At 66.4% G+C, this 21,906-nt stretch carries 19 protein-coding genes; 1 reads left to right on the top strand and 18 read right to left on the bottom strand.

Going from position 1 to position 21,906, the window contains the following annotated elements; translation table 11 throughout:
* Positions 1–32 precede the first annotated feature (32 nt).
* Both BLS50_RS15975 and BLS50_RS15970 read right to left on the bottom strand, forming a co-directional pair.
* The gene (locus BLS50_RS15975) at positions 33–248 is read right to left on the bottom strand and encodes a YdcH family protein (RefSeq protein WP_006478692.1); all 216 of its coding nucleotides are present in this window, start codon (positions 246–248) and stop codon (positions 33–35) included.
* Between the two features lie 76 nt (positions 249–324).
* Entirely contained in the window at positions 325–1,077 is a 753-nt protein-coding gene (locus BLS50_RS15970) for a hypothetical protein (RefSeq protein ID WP_074802601.1), read from the bottom strand.
* 164 nt (positions 1,078–1,241) lie between these two features.
* On the opposite strand from BLS50_RS15970, the gene BLS50_RS15965 reads away from it, so the two are divergent.
* The gene (locus tag BLS50_RS15965; RefSeq protein ID WP_011694298.1) at positions 1,242–3,566 is read left to right on the top strand and encodes a Tex family protein; all 2,325 of its coding nucleotides are present in this window, start codon (positions 1,242–1,244) and stop codon (positions 3,564–3,566) included.
* 88 nt (positions 3,567–3,654) lie between these two features.
* On the opposite strand, the gene BLS50_RS15960 is transcribed toward BLS50_RS15965, so the two are convergent.
* The 16 genes from BLS50_RS15960 to rlmN form a co-directional block, all read right to left on the bottom strand.
* Positions 3,655–5,571, bottom strand: a complete 1,917-nt coding sequence (locus BLS50_RS15960; protein ID WP_006478689.1) for a potassium transporter Kup — start codon at positions 5,569–5,571, stop codon at positions 3,655–3,657.
* A gap of 274 nt (positions 5,572–5,845) precedes the next feature.
* Positions 5,846–6,442, bottom strand: coding sequence for a phosphoribosyltransferase (locus tag BLS50_RS15955; protein WP_006478688.1), 597 nt, complete (start codon positions 6,440–6,442; stop codon positions 5,846–5,848).
* 7 nt (positions 6,443–6,449) lie between these two features.
* On the bottom strand, positions 6,450–7,796 hold the full coding sequence (locus tag BLS50_RS15950; RefSeq protein ID WP_006478687.1) for an adenylosuccinate synthase: 1,347 nt from the start codon (positions 7,794–7,796) through the stop codon (positions 6,450–6,452).
* Positions 7,797–7,909: 113 nt separating this feature from the next.
* Complete coding sequence (locus tag BLS50_RS15945; RefSeq protein ID WP_011549695.1) at positions 7,910–9,058, bottom strand: ATP phosphoribosyltransferase regulatory subunit; 1,149 nt, start codon at positions 9,056–9,058, stop codon at positions 7,910–7,912.
* Between the two features lie 112 nt (positions 9,059–9,170).
* Entirely contained in the window at positions 9,171–9,362 is a 192-nt protein-coding gene (locus tag BLS50_RS15940; protein WP_006478685.1) for a DUF2065 domain-containing protein, read from the bottom strand.
* A gap of 36 nt (positions 9,363–9,398) precedes the next feature.
* Positions 9,399–10,298: a protease modulator HflC gene (hflC, locus tag BLS50_RS15935; protein WP_074802600.1), complete on the bottom strand. Its 900-nt coding sequence runs from the start codon at positions 10,296–10,298 to the stop codon at positions 9,399–9,401.
* Between the two features lie 15 nt (positions 10,299–10,313).
* On the bottom strand, positions 10,314–11,660 hold the full coding sequence (gene hflK, locus BLS50_RS15930) for an FtsH protease activity modulator HflK (protein WP_074802599.1): 1,347 nt from the start codon (positions 11,658–11,660) through the stop codon (positions 10,314–10,316).
* Between the two features lie 47 nt (positions 11,661–11,707).
* Positions 11,708–12,880, bottom strand: a complete 1,173-nt coding sequence (gene hflX, locus BLS50_RS15925) for a GTPase HflX (RefSeq protein WP_006483315.1) — start codon at positions 12,878–12,880, stop codon at positions 11,708–11,710.
* A gap of 72 nt (positions 12,881–12,952) precedes the next feature.
* Positions 12,953–13,192, bottom strand: a complete 240-nt coding sequence (hfq, locus tag BLS50_RS15920) for an RNA chaperone Hfq (RefSeq protein WP_006399927.1) — start codon at positions 13,190–13,192, stop codon at positions 12,953–12,955.
* Between the two features lie 141 nt (positions 13,193–13,333).
* Positions 13,334–14,671 (bottom strand): ribosome biogenesis GTPase Der, encoded by a 1,338-nt coding sequence (der, locus tag BLS50_RS15915; RefSeq protein WP_011549692.1) that lies wholly within the window; start codon positions 14,669–14,671, stop codon positions 13,334–13,336.
* A 247-nt stretch (positions 14,672–14,918) separates the two neighbouring features.
* A complete protein-coding gene (gene bamB, locus BLS50_RS15905; protein WP_011549691.1) occupies positions 14,919–16,064 on the bottom strand; it encodes an outer membrane protein assembly factor BamB in 1,146 nt (381 codons plus the stop codon).
* A gap of 41 nt (positions 16,065–16,105) precedes the next feature.
* The gene (locus tag BLS50_RS15900; protein WP_074802598.1) at positions 16,106–16,735 is read right to left on the bottom strand and encodes a tetratricopeptide repeat protein; all 630 of its coding nucleotides are present in this window, start codon (positions 16,733–16,735) and stop codon (positions 16,106–16,108) included.
* A gap of 58 nt (positions 16,736–16,793) precedes the next feature.
* A complete protein-coding gene (gene hisS / locus BLS50_RS15895; protein ID WP_011549689.1) occupies positions 16,794–18,134 on the bottom strand; it encodes a histidine--tRNA ligase in 1,341 nt (446 codons plus the stop codon).
* A gap of 20 nt (positions 18,135–18,154) precedes the next feature.
* On the bottom strand, positions 18,155–19,459 hold the full coding sequence (gene ispG, locus BLS50_RS15890) for a flavodoxin-dependent (E)-4-hydroxy-3-methylbut-2-enyl-diphosphate synthase (RefSeq protein WP_006483314.1): 1,305 nt from the start codon (positions 19,457–19,459) through the stop codon (positions 18,155–18,157).
* A 112-nt stretch (positions 19,460–19,571) separates the two neighbouring features.
* Entirely contained in the window at positions 19,572–20,588 is a 1,017-nt protein-coding gene (locus tag BLS50_RS15885) for a helix-turn-helix domain-containing protein (protein ID WP_074802597.1), read from the bottom strand.
* A gap of 163 nt (positions 20,589–20,751) precedes the next feature.
* On the bottom strand, positions 20,752–21,891 hold the full coding sequence (gene rlmN, locus BLS50_RS15880) for a dual-specificity RNA methyltransferase RlmN (RefSeq protein ID WP_011549686.1): 1,140 nt from the start codon (positions 21,889–21,891) through the stop codon (positions 20,752–20,754).
* Positions 21,892–21,906 lie beyond the last annotated feature (15 nt).

Raw genomic sequence — 21,906 nt, 5'->3', positions numbered from 1 at the left:
CCCGGGCGGCGCCGGCGCTTGCCAGGCCGCGCTCAGGCGCGCTTATCCGGTTCGAGCTGCGATTGCAGCAAAATGATTTTGTCCTTGGCCGCCAGCTTTTCCTTCTTCAGCCGATGCAGCGTGATGTCGTCGATGTCGGAGTGCCCTTCCTTCAGCTCGATCTCCCGAGCGAGCTGCTGGTGCTGCTCCTGCAATGCAGCCAAACGGTTGTGCAATTCCTGCTGCTGTTCCGTGTGACGGTTTTGCATACTTGCCTCCTCATCGAAGCAGCGCGACGACTGGCGTGCCGACGCGCCCGAGACTGATCCCGATCAATTCAACACGTTACTGCCCCTGCTGTTGCTGCTGCTTGGCCTTCTCGGCCGCTTCCTGCTGACGCCGCTCGACATCGGCCTTGTGCTGCGCGGCGTCCTTCTGCTTCTGCTCGTAGCGCGTGGCGTTGTCCGCCCGCTCCTGCGCCTTCTGCGCCGCCTGCTGGTGCGCCTGGTCGAGCTTGCGCTGGAAATCCGCCTGCTTCTGGTCGTATGCCTGCTTGCTCGCCGCGCGTTGTGGCCCTTCCGCGCCGCGCTGCGCCTGCTTCAGTGCATTCTGCTCCTGCTTGTCGCGGAATGCAGCCGCGTTCGCCGCGTCGTTCGCCGCCCGCTGCGGCGCTTCCGCCTCGTTCCGGGCCTGCTTCAACGCCTGCTGCTGGTCGCGCTGCTGCGCCCGCACCGCGCGCTGCTCGTCGTTCAGCGCGAGCTGTTCCTGGCGAATGCTCGCCCGCTCCTCGCGCATCTGGTCGCGCGCCTTGCCGAGACAGTGGTTGACGAAGAACTTGCTGTAACAGTCGTGCTCCGCCACCGCATAACGATAATCGTTTTCCGCGGAGCGTTGATTGAGCACTTTTTGACGGGCGTCGAAATCCGGGGCGGCGGAGGCTGCAACGGGCGCGGACGCGACGGTGTCCGGCGCGCTGGCGCCAGTGGCCTGCGCAAATGCACCGGAAGGCCCGGCAGACAAAGCCGCGGCGAGCGCTGCGCCGAGCGCGACGAGAGAAATGCGGGAAGTTGGCAACGTCGTAGGAAAGCTGCGGGACATGTGTCAAATTCTATCACCCCCGGCTGGACGCTCCGCCATTTATGGCAAAATGCCCCGCTTCATTCACCCGCGGCCTCTGGCCCGTCGGGCCCGCCGGGCAGCCCGCCGCTTCGGGCCTGCCGGCCCGCGCCGCGATTTCAGCAGGCAGACAGACCATCCACGACATGACGGAAACCGTAGCACTCAAGATCGTACAGCGCATCGCCACCGAACTGTCCGTCCAGCCGCGCCAGGTCGCGGCGGCCGTGCAACTCCTCGACGAAGGCTCGACCGTTCCGTTCATTGCCCGGTACCGCAAGGAAGTGACCGGCAACCTGGACGACACGCAGCTGCGCAACCTCGAGGAACGCCTCCTGTATCTGCGCGAACTCGAGGATCGCCGCGCCGCGATCCTGTCGAGCATCGACGAACAGGGCAAGCTGACCGACGAACTGCGTGCCGCGATCGACGCGGCCGACAGCAAACAGGTGCTCGAAGACCTTTATCTGCCGTACAAGCCGAAGCGCCGCACGCGTGCGCAGATCGCCCGCGAAGCCGGCCTCGAGCCGCTCGCGCAGGCGCTGCTCGCGAACCCGCTGCTCGACCCGCAGGCCGAGGCGGCCGCGTATGTCGACGCCGACAAGGGCGTCGCCGACGTGAAGGCCGCGCTCGACGGCGCGCGCGACATCCTGTCCGAGCAGTTCGGCGAGACGGCAGAGCTGCTTGGCAAGCTGCGCGACTACCTGCACAACCAGGGCGTCGTGTCGTCGGCCGTCGTCGAGGGCAAGGAAAACGAGGAAGGCGAGAAATTCCGCGATTATTACGACTACGCGGAAACGATCAAGACCGTGCCGTCGCACCGTGCGCTCGCGCTGTTCCGCGGCCGCAACGCCGGCGTGCTGACGATCAAGCTCGGCCTCGGCGAAGAGCTTGACGCGCAGGTGCCGCATCCGGGCGAGGCGATGATCGCGCGCCATTTCGGCATCGCGAACCAGAATCGCCCGGCCGACAAATGGCTGTCCGACGTCTGCCGCTGGTGCTGGCGCGTGAAGGTGCAGCCGCATATCGAGAACGAACTGCTCACGCAGCTGCGCGAAACGGCCGAAACCGAAGCGATCCGCGTGTTCGCGCGCAACCTGAACGACCTGCTGCTGGCCGCGCCGGCCGGCCCGAAGGCCGTGATCGGCCTCGACCCCGGCCTGCGCACGGGCGTGAAGGTCGCGGTCGTCGACCGCACCGGCAAGGTGCTCGCGACCGACACGATCTACCCGCACGAGCCGCGCCGCGACTGGGACGGCTCGATCGCGAAACTCGCGCGCATCGCCGCGCAGACGCAGGCCGAGCTGATCAGCATCGGTAACGGCACCGCGTCGCGCGAAACCGACAAGCTCGCGAGCGAACTGATCGCGAAACACCCGGAGCTGCGGCTGCAGAAGATCGTCGTGTCGGAAGCCGGCGCGTCGGTCTACTCGGCGTCCGAGCTCGCCGCGAAGGAATTCCCGGATCTCGACGTGTCGCTGCGCGGCGCCGTGTCGATCGCCCGCCGCCTGCAGGACCCGCTCGCCGAGCTCGTGAAGATCGAGCCGAAGGCGATCGGCGTCGGCCAGTACCAGCACGACGTGAACCAGCGCGAACTCGCCCGCTCGCTCGACGCAGTCGTCGAGGATTGCGTGAACGCGGTCGGCGTCGACGCGAACACCGCGTCGGCCCCGCTGCTCGCCCGCGTGTCGGGCCTGAACGCGACGCTCGCGCGCAACATCGTCGACTATCGGGATGCAAACGGCCCGTTCCCGTCGCGCGAGCACCTGCGCAAGGTACCGCGCCTCGGCGACAAGACTTTCGAACAGGCCGCCGGCTTCCTGCGCATCAACGGCGGCGAGAACCCGCTCGACCGCTCGTCGGTGCACCCGGAAGCGTATCCGGTCGTCGAGCGGATGCTCGCGAAGATCAACAAGCGCATCGACGACGTGCTCGGCAACCGCGAAGCGCTGTCGGGTCTGTCGCCGACGGAATTTGTTGACGAACGTTTCGGCCTGCCGACCGTGCGCGACATCCTCGCCGAACTGGAGAAACCGGGGCGCGATCCGCGTCCGGAATTCAAGACGGCCACGTTCCGCGAAGGCGTCGAGAAGGTCTCGGACCTCGTGCCGGGCATGATGCTCGAAGGCGTCGTGACGAACGTCGCGGCGTTCGGCGCGTTCGTGGATATCGGCGTGCACCAGGACGGCCTCGTCCACGTGTCGGCGATGTCGACGAAGTTCATCAAGGACCCGCACGAAGTCGTGAAGGCCGGCCAGGTCGTCAAGGTGAAGGTGATCGACGTCGACGTGAAGCGCCAGCGCATCGCGCTGACGATGCGCCTCGACGACGACGCGGCAGCGCCCGGCATGACGTCGCGCGGCGGCCAGGACCGCGGCAATGCGGGGCGCGGCGCCGCCCGCCCGCAGCGTTCGCGCGAACCGGAGCCGGCCGGCGCGATGGCCGCGGCATTCGCGAAGCTGAAGCGCTGAGCACGCGAACAGCCGTCGACGTACAAAAAAGCCCGCCGAAAGGCGGGCTTTTTTATTATCTGGACAAACGCGGCGCGCGCCGCGCTCGTCAGATCTCGATCTTCGTCCCGAGCTCGACGACGCGGTTCGCCGGAATCGCGAAGAAATCGGTCGGCTTCGCGGCATTCTGGTGCATCCACGCGAATACGCGCTCGCGCCAGATCGACATCCCCGGCAAATGCGTCGGCACGACCGTTTCGCGCGCGAGGAAGAACGACGTGTCCATCAGCTCGAACGTCATGTCGTGCGTCCGGCCGAATTCCTCGAGCACGGCCTTCACGTCCGGCGTCTCGTTGAAGCCGTACTCGGCCTTGACGATGTACAGGCCGCCGCCCGCGTCGCGCGCGCTCTGGCGCTTGTCGTCGCGCACGTACGGAATGTCGCGCGTGACGAACGTCAGGAAAATGGTCCGCTCGTGCAGGACCTTGTTGTGCTTCAGGTTGTGCAGCAGGCTGACGGGCACCAACTTGTCGTTGCCGGTCAGGTAGATCGCGGTGCCGGACACCCGGTGCGGCGGATGCGCGAGCAGCCCCTGCAGGAACGGCTCCAGCGGAATACCGTCGGCCGCCGTGCGTTCCTTGACGATGTGACGCCCCTTGTACCAGGTCATCAGCAGGAAGAACAGCAACGCGCCGATGCCGAGCGGCAGCCAGCCGCCCTGCGCGACCTTCAGCAGGTTTGCGCCGAAAAAGCCGAGGTCGATCGCAAGGAACACCGCGATGATCGCGCCGACCAGCAGCCGGTTCCAGTTCCACACCTTCACCATCACGACGCACGCGAGCACGGTCGTGATCACCATCGTCGCCGTCACCGCGATGCCGTACGCAGCCGCGAGGTTGTCCGAGCTCTTGAAACCGACGACGATACAGAGGATCACGGCCAGCAGCAGCCAGTTCACGACCGGCACGTAGATCTGGCCGATCGCGAGCTCGGACGTATGCAGCACCTTCATGCGCGGCACGTAGCCGAGCTGGATCGCCTGCGACGTCAGCGAGTACGCGCCGGAGATCACCGCTTGCGACGCGATCACGGTCGCGACCGTCGACAGCACGACGAGCGGCAGCAGCCCCCATTCGGGCGCCAGCAGGAAGAACGGGTTTTCGATCGCTTTCGGATTCTGGATCAGCAGCGCGCCCTGACCGAAGTAGTTCAGCACGAGCGACGGCATCACGAGCCCGTACGCGGCGTACCGGATCGGCTTGGCACCGAAGTGGCCCATGTCCGCATAGAGCGCTTCCGCGCCGGTCAGCACCAGCACGACCGAGCCGAGCACGACGTAGGCCTGCAGCAGGTGGTCGGCCATGAACGACGCCGCGTAATACGGATTGATTGCCGCGATGATGCCCGGCACGCGCACGATGTGATACACGCCGAGCGCCGCGATCACGACGAACCACAGCACCATGATCGGGCCGAACAGCTTGCCGACCAGCGCGGTACCGTGCCGCTGGATCCAGAACAGCGCGATCAGGATCACGATCGTGATCGGCAGCACGAGATGGGACAGGTGCGGCGTCGCGATCTCGAGACCTTCGACGGCCGACATCACGGAAATCGCCGGCGTGATCACCGCGTCCCCGTAGAACATGCACGCGCCGAATATCCCGAGCGCCATCAGCGCGCCCGCGACACGGGTTTTCGAATCGAGCGGCCGCAGCGACAGCGCCATCAGCGCGAGCACGCCGCCTTCGCCGTTGTTGTCCGCCCGCATCACGAACAGCAGGTACTTGACGCCGACCACCAGCAAGATGGCCCAGAACAGCAGCGAGATCACGCCGAGAATCGACCCTTCGGTCAGCGGAATGCCGTGCGCGGGGCTGAACGCTTCCTTGAGCGAATACAGCGGGCTGGTGCCGATGTCGCCGAACACGACGCCGATGGCTGCTATCGCTAGCGCCCGCATCGAGTGTTGTTGCGTCGAATGCGGCGAGTGTGCGGCGTCGGTCGCGTGAGTCGTGTCGTTCATATGAAGCGTAATAATCGGGTCCGGGTCGGACAAAACGAGCGCTATTCTACTCGCGCCCCCGTGAAACGCCGCCCTGCCGTGTTGCCGTGGAACCACGTGATCCACGCTGCGCATGCAATCCGGCGCGACCTGTGGCAGGGCTGCCATCATAGCCGGGGCCGCGCCGCCTGCCTATCGGGTCCGCAAGGCGCCCCGCGTGGCGCCACGCGCGCGCCAATGAAAAACGGCGCCGCAAGCGGCGCCGTACAAGGCTTTCCTTCGATCGGCCGGCCGCTTACGCGCCCGAACCGTCGCGCTGTGCGCGACCGCGCTTGATCCACGCCTCGAGGTTGTGCGGACGAACCGTGTCCCACTCCTCGAACGGCTGATGAATCCACGGATTCGTCGGCAGGAACTGCGTGTGATAGTCGGGCTTGACCTTCGAGCAACCCTTGTACCAGAGCACGGCCGAACGTACGGCCGTGACCGCCGGATAGCGCTCCTTCAGATGCTCCTGCACGCGTGCGAGCGTGACGCCGGAATCGACGAGGTCGTCGACCAGCAGCACGTTGCCCGCGAGATGGCCGCGCGTCATCGTGATGTACTGCGCGATGTCGAGCTCGCCCTGCTCGGTGCCGGCCGCTTCCCGGTACGAACTCGTCGCGAGGATCGCGAGCGGCACGTCATAGATGCGCGACAGCTGGTCGCCGACGCGCAGGCCGCCGCGCGCGAGGCACAGGATCTGGTCGAACTTCCAGCCCGAGGCGTGCACCTGGAGCGCGAGCAGCTCGATCAGCCGGTGATACTCGTCCCAGCCTACCCACAGGTTCTTGTCGTCGTTGCGCGGATCGGTCATCAAGTCTGCCGCCGTCATCGTGATTTGCTGCGTCATCTCGGAATTACACCTTGAACGGATGGCGGAGCAGGATCGTTTCGTCGCGGTCCGGGCCCGTCGACACCATGTCGACCGGCACGCCAGCCACTTCCTGGACGCGTGCGAGGTAGGCCTGCGCGTTCGCCGGCAGTGCGTCCCACGTGTTGATCCCGACCGTGCTTTCCTTCCAGCCGGCGAACGTCTCGTACACCGGTTCGCAACGCGCGACATCAACCGCGCCACGCGGCAGGATGTCCACGTCCTTGCCGTCGACCTTGTAGCCGACGCACAGCTTGACTTCGTCGAGGCCGTCGAGCACGTCGAGCTTCGTCATGCACAGGCCCGACACGCCGTTGATCTGGATCGAGCGGCGCAGCGCAGCCGCATCGAGCCAACCGGTGCGGCGCGGACGGCCGGTGACCGAGCCGAATTCCTTGCCGACGTTCGCGAGCGTGACGCCGATCTGGTCCTGGCGCTGCGGGTTGTCCGCATCGTACAGCTCGCTCGGGAACGGGCCCGAGCCGACGCGCGTGCAATACGCCTTCGTGATGCCGAGGATGTAGTTGAGCTTCTGCGGACCGACGCCCGCGCCGGCCGACGCCGCACCGGCGACGCAGTTGCTCGACGTGACGAACGGATAGGTGCCGTGGTCGATGTCGAGCAGCGTGCCTTGCGCGCCTTCGAACAGCAGGTTCTGGCCCGCATTGTTCGCGTCGTACAGGCGGCGCGACACGTCGGCCACCATCGGCTTCAGGCGGTCGGCATAGCCGAGCATCGTATCGAGCGTGGCCTGGAAGTCGACGGCCGCGCCGCCCAGATACTGGGTCAGCACGAAGTTGTGGTAATCGAGATTTTCGCGCAGGCGATCGGCGAAGGTCTTCGCGTCGAACAGGTCCTGCACGCGCAGCGCGCGGCGACCGACCTTGTCTTCGTACGCAGGGCCGATGCCGCGGCCCGTCGTGCCGATCTTGCCCGCACCCTTGCGCGCTTCGCGCGCCTGATCGATCGCGATGTGGTACGGCAGGATCAGCGTCGTGGCTTCGGAGATGAACAGACGGTCGCGCACGTTCACGCCTGCTTCTTCGAGCTCGCCGATTTCCTTGAACAGTGCTTCGGGGGACAGAACGACGCCGTTGCCGATGTAGCAGGCGACGCCTTCACGCATGATGCCCGACGGAATGAGGCGCAAGATCGTTTTCTTGCCGCCGATGATGAGGGTGTGGCCGGCGTTGTGACCGCCCTGGAAACGCACGACGCCCTGAGCGTGGTCCGTCAGCCAGTCGACGATCTTGCCCTTGCCTTCATCACCCCATTGCGTTCCCACGACGACGACATTGCGCCCGGGAGTCACGTTCACTGCGCTGGCAGACATGTTGATTCGTTAGCTGGTTAAAAACGTATTCTACCTATGTTCGCGGGCGATTCCGAATTTTTCCGTTTCGCTTCAACGATATGCACGCCGAAGCACGGCCCGCGAACGCCTCTTTACCGGGGTTCGACCACCCATGCGCCGTTGCGCTCGACGAGCGAACGATCGCATGCGAATTCGTCGAGTACGTGGTCGTGGCCCGGCAGTGCCTGGATCACGACCTCGCCCGCATCGCGCAGCGCCGCGACCGCCGCGCCCAGCGCGTCGTCCTGCGCCCACGGCGCGAGGATCGCGGTGCCGCGCGCCTCGACTGGCGAAATCCGCGCGAGCTCGCGCAGATCGAGCGAGAAGCCGGTTGCCGGACGGGAGCGGCCATAGGCCTGCCCCACGTGGTCGTAACGACCGCCGCGCGCGATCGCGTTCGGCACGCCGTCGATGTAGGCGCTGAACATCGCGCCGCTGTGATACGCGTAGCCGCGCAGGTCGGCGAGATCGATCGCGACTTCGACGCCCTTCGCCTGCGACGCAAGCTGCGCGAGATCGTCCAGCGCCCGCGTGATTTCCGGCAGCACCGGCAGGCGCGTGCGCGCCTCGGCGAGCACGCTCGCGTCGCCGTAGAGGTTCGGCAGCGCGCGCAGCGCGGCACGCGTGTCGGCGCCGAGATCGTCGGTGAGTTCGTTCAGCAGCGGCACGTCCTTGCCCGACAGCGCGTCGTACAGCGACTCGCCGCGCTCGGCGGCCTGCGCGTCGCGCGCCAGCAGCGCCGCGAGCACGCCCGCGTGACCGAGGTCGAGACGGATGCGCGACAGGCCCGCGAGGTGCAGCGCGTCGAGCATCAGTTGCTGGATCTCGAGATCGGCTTCCAGCCCCGCGTGCCCGTAGATTTCGGCGCCGATCTGAATCTGCTCGCGGGTCGCGTGCAGGCCGCGCGGACGCGTATGCATCACATGGCCCGCGTAGCAGAGGCGCGTCACGCCCTGACGGTTCAACAGGTGCGCGTCGATCCGCGCGACCTGCGGCGTGATGTCCGCGCGCAGGCCGAGCGTGCGACCCGACAACTGGTCGACCAGCTTGAAGGTGCGCAGGCGCAGATCGGCGCCGCCGCTCGTCAGCAGCGACTCGAGATACTCGAGCAGCGGCGGCATCACCATTTCGTAGCCGTACGAACGGAAGCGGTCGAGCAGCCTGCGGCGCAGCTCCTCGATCTTGCGCGCTTCCGACGGCAGCACGTCGGCGATATTCTCGGGAAGTAACCAGGTCGACATCGGTACGGTCCTACGACGGGAAACGGCGCGCGACACGCGCGCCGCGAGTTGAATCGGAACTTCGAAATCGGGCGGAACGAACGGCGGATGCGCCGTCCGGATCGGGGCTCCGTCAGGTCGCGAGCAGCAGCAGCACGAGCCCGAGCACCATCACGATCAGCCCGCCGATCCGGATATGATGCGGCGGCCGCTCGGCTATTCTACGAAACGTGTCGCGCCAGGCGACGGGAAACACGAAGGGGAACGCCCCCTCGATGATCAGCATCAGCGCTACTGCGAGCAACAACGAGCCAGCCAGGTCCATGCGAGCGACGGCGCCGCTCGACGCGGCGCCCCAAGGTCAATGTTTGCGGGGAGCAGGCGCCGCCGGTGCGGCACCGCCCGTCGGGCTGCGCATGAAGCGGAAGAACTCGCTGTCGGGATCGACGACGATGATGTCGTTGCGCTTGAACGTATTCCGGTAGGCCTGCAGGCTCGCGTAGAACTGATAGAACTGCGGATCGCGGCCGAACGCATCGGCGGCGATCGTCGCGGCCTTCGCGTCGCCCTCGCCCTTGATCGTCTGCGCGGACTTGTATGCGTTCGCGAGCACGGCCTGCTGCTCGCGTTCGGCGTCGGCCTTGATCTGCTCGACGTCGGCCGCGCCTTGCGCACGCACCTGGGCCGCCTGGTCGCGCAACGCGCCGATCATCCGCTGATAGACGGCGTCCGTCTGCGCGGCCGGCAGGTCGACCCGCGTCAGCTGGACGTCGACCACGTCGACGCCGAAACCGGACGCTTGCGCCTTCGCCGCATCGCGCGCCGCATCGGCGATCGCGCGCTGACCGCCGAGGGCATCGTCGAGCGCGAGCTTGCCGAATGCGTCGCCGAGCGCGCTCTTCAGCGCGCCCGACAGTCGTTCGACCGCCGCGGCCGGGTCACCCCCCGTCGCCGTGAAATATTTCATCGGATCGCTGATCCGGTACTTCACCGCATACGCGACGAGCAGGTCATGCTTGTCTTCGGTTGCCAGCTGCAGCGGATCGGCCGACTCGAGCGACTGCAGGCGCGTGTCGATCAGCGTGGCCGTCTGCAGCGGCGGCGGCAGCTTGAAGTGGACGCCGGGGCCCGCGAGCTCCGGCTGCGTACCGTCGCGGCCCGACAGCACGGCCGCATGGCGCGGATCGACGGTCAGGACCGTCGACGATGCCGCGAAGGCAACGATCACGATTGCGACGACGAGCGCAATGATTCGGTTCATGTTCTGCGCTCCCCGTTACTTCGTATCGTCTTCACGCGACCGGCTGCGAAACGCGTCGCGCGATCGCAGCACGTCGACACCCGACGCGGTGGCGGCCGGTGCGGCGCTCGCCGGCGCGGCAGCGGCTGCCGAGGGCGCCGTTGCGGCCGGTGCCGACGCCGCATCGGGCGCGGATGCGCCGGTCGACGCCGCGGCGTTTTGCCGCCCCTGCTCGACGAGCTTGTCGAGCGGCAGATACACGACGCTGTTGCCGCCCTTGTTGCCGACGAACACCTTCGTCGCGTTCGAATAGATTTCCTGCATCGTCTCGAGGTACATCCGCTCGCGGATGACCGCCGGCGCCTTCGAGTACTGCGCGTAGACCTGCTTGAAGCGGTCCGCGTCGCCTTCGGCTTCGGTGACCACACGATCGGCATACGCCTTCGCTTCGTCAATGAGCTTCGCCGCATCGCCCTGCGCCTTCGGCAGCAGGTCGCCTGCATACGCCTGCGCGGCGCGCTTCGCGGCCTCGCGCTCGTCCCGCGCCTTCGCGACTTCGGCGTACGCGGCCTGGGTCTGCTCGGGCGCCGCGACACTCTGCATCGTGACGGCCGTCACCTCGAGCCCCGACTGGTAGCGGTCGAGGTCGCGCTGGATCGCGGTGGAAAGCTGCTCGCGCAGCGCATCGCGATCCTGGTTCAGCATGTCGGCCGCGCTACGCGTGCCGACGATCGCGCGCACCGCGGCCTGCGCGGCCTGCGACACGCTGCGCTCGGGATCGACGCTGCGGAACAGGTAATCGGTGGCGGAACGAATCCGGTACTGGACGATGAAGCGCACGTCGACGATGTCGGCATCGCGCGTCAGCATCGCGGCTTCCTTCACGTTTGCAAGGCGCACGACGTTGTTGCGGCCGATCTCGATCGAGCGCACCTGCGACGTGTCGACGATCTCGTGCGACGCGAACGGATACGGCGCGCGCCAATGCACGCCCTGGCCGACCGTGCCCGACAGCTTGCCGAGCTGCAGTACGACGCCCGTCTGGCCTTCCTGCACGACGAACAGCCCGCTGCCCGCATACACCGCGACCAGCACGCCGATCACGATGCCGACGCCGACCCGTGCGGCCCGGCCGTTGTCGGGACGGAAGCCGTTGCCGCCCTTGCCGCCGAACAGGCCGCTCAGGCGCCGGTTGAAGTTGCGCCACATCTCGTCGAGATCGGGCGGACCATCGCCGTCGCCGCCTTGCGGACGCTTCGATTCGTTCGCGCGCGGGCGGGACCCGTCCTTGCCATTGCCTTCGCCGCGTCCCCAGCGGGGATCGTTGATCGACAGCAAGGCGCGCATCCGCCGCCAGGTACTCCGCTCGTTGTATTCGTTCACCAGAGTTTGTTCACCAGATTGGACGCCGGCGAACCGGCCGGGACCGGTTAGCGCCCGTGTTCGGAAATCGTGTGGTCTTCGTGCGGTTCAGCGGACGTGCCATCGAGCGCGTCGGGTAACGTCGCGCTGGAAAGGTGTTCCGCGGAGGCGATTTCGGCGATGGCGGCACGCAACGTATCAAGACCCTGACCGGTGCGCGCGCTCAAAAAGACGCGCGAAATATTACCATACTCGTCCCGCTCGACCGCGTCGCCGCGGGCCGCCAGCTCGGGCACGGCGTCGATCTTGTTGAACACCAGCACCTGTCGGATCGTGTCCGCGCCGATCTCGTGCAGCACGCCGTTGACCTGCTCGATCTGCTCGAGCCTGACCGCGCTCGACGCATCGACCACATGCAGCAGCAGATCCGCATGGATCGTTTCCTCGAGGGTCGCGCGGAACGCCGCGACGAGCTGGTGAGGCAGCTCGCGGATGAACCCGACCGTATCGGACACAACGATCTGACCGACCTCGTCGCCGAGATACACGCGCCGCGACGTCGTATCGAGCGTGGCGAACAGCTGGTCGGCCGCGTACGCCTGCGCTTTCGTCAGCGCATTGAACAACGTCGACTTGCCCGCGTTCGTATAGCCGACGAGCGACACCGACATCGTGCCGCTGCGCGCGCGCTGCCGGCGCTGCGTGCTGTGCTGGCGGCGCAGCCGATCGAGCCGCGACTTCAGCATCTTGATGCGTTCGCCGATCAGCCGACGGTCGGTTTCGAGCTGGGTTTCGCCGGGGCCGCGCAGGCCGATACCGCCCTTTTGCCGCTCGAGGTGGGTCCACGCGCGAATGAGCCGGGTCGACAGGTATTGAAGCTGTGCGAGTTCCACCTGCAGCTTGCCTTCGTGGCTGCGGGCACGCTGCGCGAAGATGTCGAGGATGAGGCTCGTGCGATCGACCACGCGCCTGTTAAGTGCCTGCTCCAGATTGCGTTGCTGGGCGGGCGCCAACGCGTGGTTGAAGATGACGATTTCGACGTTGTGCGCATCGCAGGCAAGCCGCAATTCTTCGGCTTTGCCGCTGCCGATGAACATCTTGGCATCGGGACTGGCGCGACGACCGGTGAGGGTGACGGCGGGACGGGCCCCCGCGCTGGAGGCGAGAAGACTGAGTTCTTCGAGACTGGCTTCGAAATCGGTCTTGCCGAAATCGATGCCGACGAGCGCTGCGTTGATCAAATTATCGGGTGTCAAGATAAGGCGGCTGGCATCGGTCGCTCGCGGCGACCGGATGCCGGCCGCTGCGATAAGTTAGGACGAGGCTTCCGCGTCCGGGTGGAAATTCACCGGGCGCGCCGGCACGACCGTCGAGATGGCGTGCTTGTAAACCATCTGGGTCACCGTATTACGGAGCAACACGACGTACTGGTCGAACGATTCAATGTTCCCTTGAAGCTTGATGCCGTTGACGAGGTAGATCGAAACGGGAACGTGCTCTTTGCGCAGTGCGTTCAAAAACGGGTCTTGTAACAATTGCCCTTTGTTGCTCATGGCGTACTCCATCTTTTTTTGCAGGTTGATCTGGATTGGCGACGAAGAAAAAGAGATCCGGCGCCAATCGCTACACTATAGCTGATTTTGCCTGCCCCGCCCGGCCACTGGCCATGGGGCCGATGCCTTGCAGGGCGTGCTTCAGCCCTTGTCCGCGTACGGGTTGTTCGACGAACGGAACTCTATGCGCAATGGAGTCCCGGTCAGCGAGAAAGTTTCGCGGAATCGGTTTTCGAGGTAACGCTTGTACGTTTCCGTCACCGCGTCGAGCGCGTTGCCGTGGATCACGATGATCGGCGGATTCTGGCCGCCCTGGTGCGCATAGCGCAGCTTCGGACGCACCGGGCCGCGACGGCGCGGCTGCTGGAACTCGACGGCCTCGATCAGCGCGCGCGTGAGCTTCGGCGTCGGCAGCTTCGCCATCGCGGCCGCGTACGCGTCGTCGACCGAGCGCATCAGCGCGCCGATGCCCGTCTTCTTCGCGGCCGAAATGAAGTGCGATTTCGCGAAGTCGAGGAATTTCAGCTTGCGGGTCAAATCCGCTTTCGCGCGGTCGCGCGCGTGGTCGTCCAGGCCGTCCCATTTGTTGACGCCGATCACGAGCGCGCGGCCCTGCTCGACGACGAAGCCGGCGATGTGTGCGTCCTGGTCGGAAATATCCTGCTGCGCATCCAGCAGAAGAATGACGACGTTCGCGTCGGAGATCGACTGCAGCGTCTTCACGACCGAGAACTTCTCGATCGCCTCGAACACCTTGCCGCGGCGGCGCAGGCCGGCCGTGTCGATCAGCGTGTATTTCTTGCCGTTACGTTCGAAGTCGACGTAGATCGAATCGCGCGTCGTGCCCGGCATGTCGAACGCGATCACGCGGTCTTCGCCGATCAGCGCGTTGACGAGCGTCGACTTGCCGACGTTCGGCCGGCCGACGATCGCGATCTTGATGCCGCGCGACGGATCGTCCTCGTCCGCTTCCTCGGGCTGGCCCGCGTACGCGACTTCGAGCGCCTCGTTGATCATGTCGGTCACGCCGTCGCCGTGCGCGGCCGAGATCGCGCGCGGATCGCCGAGCCCCAGCTCGTAGAAGTCCGTCGCGACCGCCGTGTACTTCATCCCTTCGGCCTTGTTGACGACCAGGAAGATCGGCCGGCCGGTCTTGCGCAGGTAGTCGGCGATCGACTTGTCCTGCGGCGCGAGCCCGTTACGGCCGTCGACGATGAACACGACGACGTCGGCTTCCTCAACGGCCTGCCGCGTCTGGCGCGCCATTTCGTGCAGGATGCCGTCCTTCGCGACGGGTTCGAAGCCGCCCGTATCGACGACCAGGTAAGGCCGTTCGCCGACGCGCCCTTCGCCGTAATGGCGATCGCGCGTCAGGCCGGGCAAGTCGGCGACCAGCGCATCGCGCGAGCGCGTGAGCCGGTTGAACAGCGTGGATTTCCCCACATTGGGGCGCCCAACGAGGGCAATGACCGGTTTCATCTGTGTTTTCTACGGTGAAGCGCAGCAGCGGGAGGCCCGCTGCTGCGGGCGGCTGCGCTGAATGAAAATATCACGAATTCGCGCCGCGCCGGATGCGCGCGCCCGGCACGCGTTGCGTGCCGTCGTCTTTCGTCTCGAACTGCCTTTCAAATACCGAGCGGCCGGGAACACCGGCCGCCTTCAAGTCGCGCGGCCGCGGCGCGCGGGAACTGCCCGCCGCGCCACGGCCGCACCTGTTTGCTGCGCGTCAGCGCGGACGGAACCCGTACAGGCCGCCGTCCTTCGTCTGCACGACGAGCGTGTTGCCCGCGAGGACCGGCGCCGCCGTGATCGCGCTGCCGTCGGTCTTCATCCGCGCGATGAAGCTGCCGTCCTCGCGCGACAGGAAATGCACGAAGCCCTTGTAATCGCCCATCACGACCGCATGCCCGAGCAGGTACGGCACGCCGACGTCACGGCTCTTCAGCTTGTCGTTGCGCCAGAGCTGATTGCCCGTGGCCGCATCGTACGCGGTGACGACCGACCAGTCGTCGCCGCCGGCGACCACCGAATCGTCCTGCGCAAGGCCGCTGCGGCTCGAGAACGGCTTTTCCCACAGCGGCCGGCCCGAGTTTGCATCGAAGCAGCCGAGCTGCCCCTGGAACGTCACCGCGCAGGCTTCCGCGCCCACGAGTGTCGGCGGGCCGCTGACGTCGTTGATGCGCTCGACTTCGGTCACACCCTTCGGGAACGACACCGGGGTTTGCCAGAACGGCTCACCCGTCTGCAGGTTGATCGCGACCAGACCGCCGCCCGGGAAGCCCGCGAGCACGGCCGCGTCGCCCGCGAACGTCATGCCCGCCGACACGCGCAGGTTCAGCGGCACCGCACGGTTGCGGTAGTTCCACTTCTGCTCGCCCGTCTGCGCGTTGAACGCGATCACCTGGCCGTCGATCGTGCGGACGACCACGAGGCCGTTGCCGACGAGCGGCGGCGAGAAGATCTCGCCCTGCACGCTGGTCTTCCACAGTTGCTTGCCGTCCGGGCCCAGCACGAACACGCCGCCCTTCAACGCACCGACCGCGGTCAGGTTGCCGTCGCTGCCGACACCGGCCGACAGATCCGAACCGACCTTCGAGCGCCACAGCGTCTGGCCCGTCTTCGCGTCGATCTTCTCGACCGCACCGTTTTCGCCCGCCGCATAGACCGCGTCGCCCACGGCCACCGGCGAGAACAGGTAGCGTCCGCCCTTGCCGACGCTCGCCTTCCAGACCTGTTGCACGTCCATGACGGGCTTGAACTCGGTGAGCGGCGTCGGCACGCGGCGCGCGTCCTTCGACGACGAGCAAGCCGTCAAAGCGAGGACAGCCGCCGCGCAGGCAACGGGCACAGCGTAACGTTTCAGCAAATTCATCGGTTAGCGAAGCAGAGTTAAGAGGTTGAGGGGACCTGAATTCAGCCGCCGAGCGCGTCCAGCTTGAACTGCACGAGCTGGCGCGCGGACTGGTCGTCCTTCGACAGGCCGTCGAGCGCGAGCTTGTAAGCCGCGCGCGCGTCGTCGGTCTTGCCTTGCGCGGCAAGCAGATCGCCGCGACGATCGGCCACGAGGCCCTTGAATGCATCGACCGGCGTACCCGACAGCAGCGCGAGGCCCGCATCGTACGCCTTCTCGTCGAGCAGCAGCGACGCGAGGCGCAGCTTCGCGATCTGCTTGTACTCGTCGTCCTTGGCGTGATCGACGGCCCATTGCAGCTGCTCCTTCGCGCCTGCCGCGTCGCCAGCCGCATACAGCGTCTTCGCGGCCGCGAGCGCCGTCATCTGCGCATACGGCGTGCTGCCGAACTTGTCTTCCATGTCGGCAGCCGCGCGGGCCATCGTTGCCTTGTCGTTCGCGGCGGCAGCCTTCTGGACCTGCTCGTACAGCCCGGACGCCTCGGCGGCCTGACGGCGCTGCCAGTAGTTCCAGCCGTTGAAACCGGCCGCGACGACGAGCGCCGCGAGCACGATCCACGTGGTGAGGTTGCCCCAGCGGGCCCACCACGCCTTGAGACTTTCAATCGATTCTTGTTCGTCGTGATAACTCATCGGCGAGCGATTCCTTCTTCCTGTTCAGGCTTTTCTTGTCGAGCGGATGCCAGCGCGATCAGTCGTCGCCGTCTTCGGCGGATGCAACCATCGCATTGATTAGGAATTCGGTCAAGCTTTCGACCGGTACGGTCTGCTGAACGTTCTTTTCCCCTTCCGCACCCGCGCCGCGCAACGCTTTCACGCCCACCGTGCCGTTCGCGACCTCTTCTTCGCCGAAGATCACCGCGAACGCGGCGCCGCTCGCATCGGCCCGCTTCATCTGCGACTTGAAGCTCGCCGGCGCGCCGTCGGCGCTGCAGTGGAAGATCACGTCGAGGCCCGTGTCGCGCAGGCGCTCGGCCGCGATGAACGCCTGTTCGCGCGCGGTGTCGCCCTGGTGCACGACGTACACGTCGACGCCTTCCTGCTCGGGCGCGAGATCCTCTTCCTTCAGCAGCTCGAGGATGCGCTCGATGCCCATCGCCCAGCCGCACGCGGCGGTCGGCTTGCCGCCGAGCTGCTCGATCAGCGGATCGTAGCGGCCGCCGGCCGCGACCGTGCCCTGTGCGCCGAGCTTGTCGGTCACCCATTCGAACACGGTCAGATTGTAGTAATCGAGGCCACGCACCAGACGCGGGTTGATCTTGAACGGAATGTTGTTCGCGAGCAGCAGGCGCTGCAGCCCTTCGAAATGCGCGCGCGATTCGTCGCCGAGGAAATCGATCAGCTTCGGTGCGTTCTGCGCGATGTCCTGCAGCGCCGGGTTCTTCGTGTCGAGCACGCGCAGCGGGTTCGTATACAGGCGGCGCTTCGCGTCCTCGTCGAGCACGTCGGCGAACTGCTCGAGGTACTTGATCAGTTCGACGCGGTGCGCGGCGCGCTCTTCGGCGAGGCCGAGCGAGTTGATCTCGAGCTTGATGCCGGTCAGGCCGAGGTCGTCCCACAGGCGCTGGCACATCATGATGATCTCGGCATCCGCATCGGGACCCGCGAAGCCGAGCGCCTCGACGCCGACCTGGTGGAACTGGCGATAGCGGCCGCGCTGCGGACGCTCGTGACGGAACATCGGGCCGATGTACCACAGGCGCTTCGGGCCGTCGTACAGCATGTTGTGCTCGATCGACGCACGCACGACGGCCGCGGTGTTTTCCGGGCGCATCGTCAGGTTCTCGCCGTTCAGCGCGTCGGTGAAGCTGTACATCTCCTTCTCGACGATGTCCGTGACTTCGCCGATGCCGCGCGTGAAGAGCTGCGTATGTTCGACGATCGGCGTGCGGATGTTCTGGTAGCCGTACGCGCGCAGCAGCGATTTCACGGTAGCTTCGAAGAATTCCCACAGGCCGGCATCCTGCGGAAGGATGTCGTTCATGCCTTTGACGCCGGTGAGCTTCTCGATCTTGCGTTTCTGTTCAGTCATCGTTCGTGTGTGTGGACGAATTAGTTCAGGGCCTCGGTGCGGCCGTAATTGCGTGCGACGTAGTCGCTGACGATCTGCTGGAATTCCTCGGCGATCCGCTCGCCGCGCAGCGTCTTGACCTTCTCGCCGTCGATGAAGACGGGTGCGGCCGGGTTCTCGCCCGAACCCGGCAGGCTGATGCCGATGTTCGCGTGCTTCGATTCGCCCGGGCCATTGACGATGCAGCCCATCACCGCGACGTTCATCTTCTCGACGCCCGGATATTCCTTGCGCCAGACCGGCATCTGCTCGCGCAGGTAGGTCTGGATCTGCATCGCGAGTTCCTGGAACAGCGTGCTCGTCGTGCGGCCGCAGCCCGGGCACGCGATCACCATCGGCGCGAACGAGCGCAGGCCCATCGTCTGCAGGATTTCCTGGCCGACGATCACTTCGCCCGTGCGCGACGCGCCCGGCTCCGGCGTCAGCGAGATGCGGATCGTGTCGCCGATGCCTTCCTGCAGCAGCACGCCGAGCGCGGCCGTCGACGCGACGATCCCCTTCGAGCCCATGCCGGCCTCGGTCAGCCCGAGGTGCAGCGCGAAGCCGCAGCGGCGGCCGAGTTCGCGGTACACGGCGATCAGGTCCTGCACGCCGCTGACCTTGCACGACAGCACGATGCGGTCACGGCCGAGGCCGAGCTCGACCGCGCGTTCGGCCGAGCCGATCGCCGACTGGATCAGCGCCTCGTACATCACGCTCTGCGCGTCCCACGGCTGCGCGCGCGCGCCGTTCTCGTCCATCATGCGTGCGAGCAGGTCCTGGTCGAGGCTGCCCCAGTTCACGCCGATCCGCACCGGTTTGTCGTACTTCGCCGCGGCCTCGATCATCTGCGCGAACTGCGTATCGCGCTTCGCACCCTGACCGACGTTACCGGGGTTGATCCGGTACTTCGACAGCGACTCGGCGCAGCCCGGATAGTCGCGCAGCAGCAGGTGGCCGTTGTAGTGGAAATCGCCGACGAGCGGCACGGTTACGCCCATCCGGTCGAGCTGCTCGCGAATCGCCGGCACGGCGGCCGCGGCTTCGGGCGTGTTGACCGTGATGCGCACCAGCTCGGAGCCCGCATTCGCGAGTTCCTTGATCTGGATCGCCGTGCCGATCGCATCGGCCGTGTCGGTATTCGTCATCGACTGCACGCGCACCGGCGCGTCGCCGCCGATCGTCACGAGTTGCCCGCCCCAGCGGACATCCACCGCATGCGATACGCGGCGCGGCTGATGCCCGCCGAACACCGGCTCGGTTGAACAAATCTGACTGCTGCGTGGGGATTGAGCTTCGGATTGCATCGATAGATCCATTTACGCGGAATGCGCCGCGACGCGGCGCATGAATTGAAAAAGCGCCGTGCCCTCACGGCCTGCCGAGATCGACGACAGGCCTTCGCCACGGCGCTTGACGTCAGGGCAACGTGAACCGCGCCACGTTACCCCGCGCTGCCGAATATTTTGCCGGATCGACCGGTTTTCCGTCGAACGCAACCGCGTCGAGGCCGGCCTTGTTGCCAATCGTGACCTTGAACGGCCCGTCACCGGCCACCTGCTTCGTTTCGCCGGCACGCACCAGCGCCGAGAACAGCTCCTTGCCGTTCTTGTCGCGCACGCTGAACCAGCAATCCTGCTTGACCTTCAGTTCGACCATCGACTGGCCTGCCGCCACCACGACGCTCGCCGGCTGGGCCGGCGCGGCCGCGCTGGCAGCCGCCGTTGCCGCCACGGGCTGCGACGCAGCCGCCGTCGCGACCGGGGCCGCAGGCGCCGGAACCGCCGACGCGATCGCCTGCGCCGGGGCAGCCGATGCAGCAGCCGGGGCCGGAACCTCATTCGCCACCGCTGCCGACGCGCCGTTCGTGGCCGCTTCTTCAGCCGACGACGATGCCGCCGTCGCACTCGCGGCCGACGCATGCTCGGCCTCGCCGCCCTTGAAGCGTGCAAGCAGGCTCGACGAATCGCCGCCAGTGTGCCACATCAGTACGGCGACCACCGCGACGATGACGATGCCCGTTCCCCACAGCCAAGGGTGGTGGCGCGACGAGCCGCCCAGCGGAATCGACACGCGGCCGCGCGGCAGATCCGTGCCCGACGACGCAGGCATCGACAGGTCGACTTCCGGTACCCCGCGCTCGCGGCGCAGCGCCTGCGCGAACGGTTCCGGATCGACGCCGAGCATCTTCGCGTAGCTGCGCACGACACCGAGCGCGAACGTCACACCGGGCAAATGGCTGATGTCGCCAGACTCGAGCGCCCGGAGCTTCTGCGGTGCGACCTTGAGTCGCGCCGACACGTCGTCGACTGACCAGCCCTTCGTCTCCCGAAGCTGCGCCAGCCGGCTGCCGACCGCCGCCAGCGATTCCAGTCCGGCCGGTGCCGGCTTCGCGGCATTCGTCTCTGCGCCGTTAGACGGCTGCGGCTCACTCATCCTTGTCCTCGCGTCGATTCTTCTTCACTGGCGGCTGCCGCCGACTCCTGCCGACCGGCACCCGCAACGGTTCATACCATGCGCGGCGCCGAGACGCCGCGACCGATCGCTATTCGCGTGTTGCACCGCCAAAGGGTTCGGGCACCCCGGCCAGGTGCCCCCGTCAAACTGCCCGAACTTCGATGATTTTTCCTGCTGCGCCCGTTCGTTCCGCGAGGCGCGTGCGATCCTTCACCGCGCCGGCCAACTGCCCGCACGCGGCGTCGATGTCGTCGCCGCGCGTCTTGCGCACGGTCGTGACGACACCCGCATCGATGAGGACTTGCGCGAAGCGCTTGATCTGCTCCGGCTTCGAGCGGATGAGGCCCGATTCCGGAAACGGATTGAACGGGATCAGGTTGAACTTGCACGGCACGTCACGCGTGACGGCCAGCAGTTCGCGCGCATGCGCTTCGGTGTCGTTGACGCCGTCGAGCATGCAGTATTCGAAAGTGATGAAGTCGCGCGGCGCGACCTTCAGATAACGCTGGCACGCAGCCATCAGCTCGCGAAGCGGATACTTCTTGTTGAGCGGCACCAGCTCGTCGCGCAGCGCATCGTTCGGCGCATGCAGCGAAACGGCCAGCGCGACCGGCAACTCGGCGCCGAGGCGGTCCATCATCGGCACCACGCCGGACGTCGACAGCGTGACGCGACGGCGCGACAGGCCGTACGCGTTGTCGTCGAGCATCAGCCGCATCGCGGGGACGACCGCGCTGTAATTCAGGAGCGGCTCGCCCATGCCCATCATCACCACGTTGGTGACGACCCGTTCGGCCTTGCCGTTCGGGCCGGGCGCGCGGCCCAGCGACGCTCGCAGTGCAAATTCGGCCATCCGGAGCTGGCCGATGATTTCGGCTGTCGACAGGTTGCGGGAGAAGCCCTGCTTGCCCGTCGAGCAGAAGCGGCAGTTCACCGCGCACCCGGCCTGCGACGACACGCACAGCGTGCCGCGCGTCTCTTCCGGGATGAACACGGTTTCGACCGCATTGCCGTTTCCGACGTCGATCAGCCACTTGCGCGTGCCGTCGGTGGAAACGTGATCGCTGGCGATGTCCGGCATCACGATCGACGCGCGGCCCTTGAGCTTTTCTCTCAGGGACTTCGCGAGATCGGTCATGCCGTCGAAATCGCCGGCGTTGTACTGGTGGATCCAGCGCTGCAACTGCTTGGCGCGGAACGGCTTCTCGCCCAGGCTGCCGCAGTACGCGACAAGACCCTCGGCGTCGAAGTCGAGAAGATTGACGGAAGTTTCGCTCGTCATGATGTGCTGCCTTGC

It is taken from the genome of Burkholderia orbicola, assembly GCF_900100915.1.
Taxonomy (GTDB): domain Bacteria; phylum Pseudomonadota; class Gammaproteobacteria; order Burkholderiales; family Burkholderiaceae; genus Burkholderia; species Burkholderia orbicola.
Note: the sequence above shows the minus strand (reverse complement) of the source record. Positions and strands in the feature narration are given on the sequence as shown.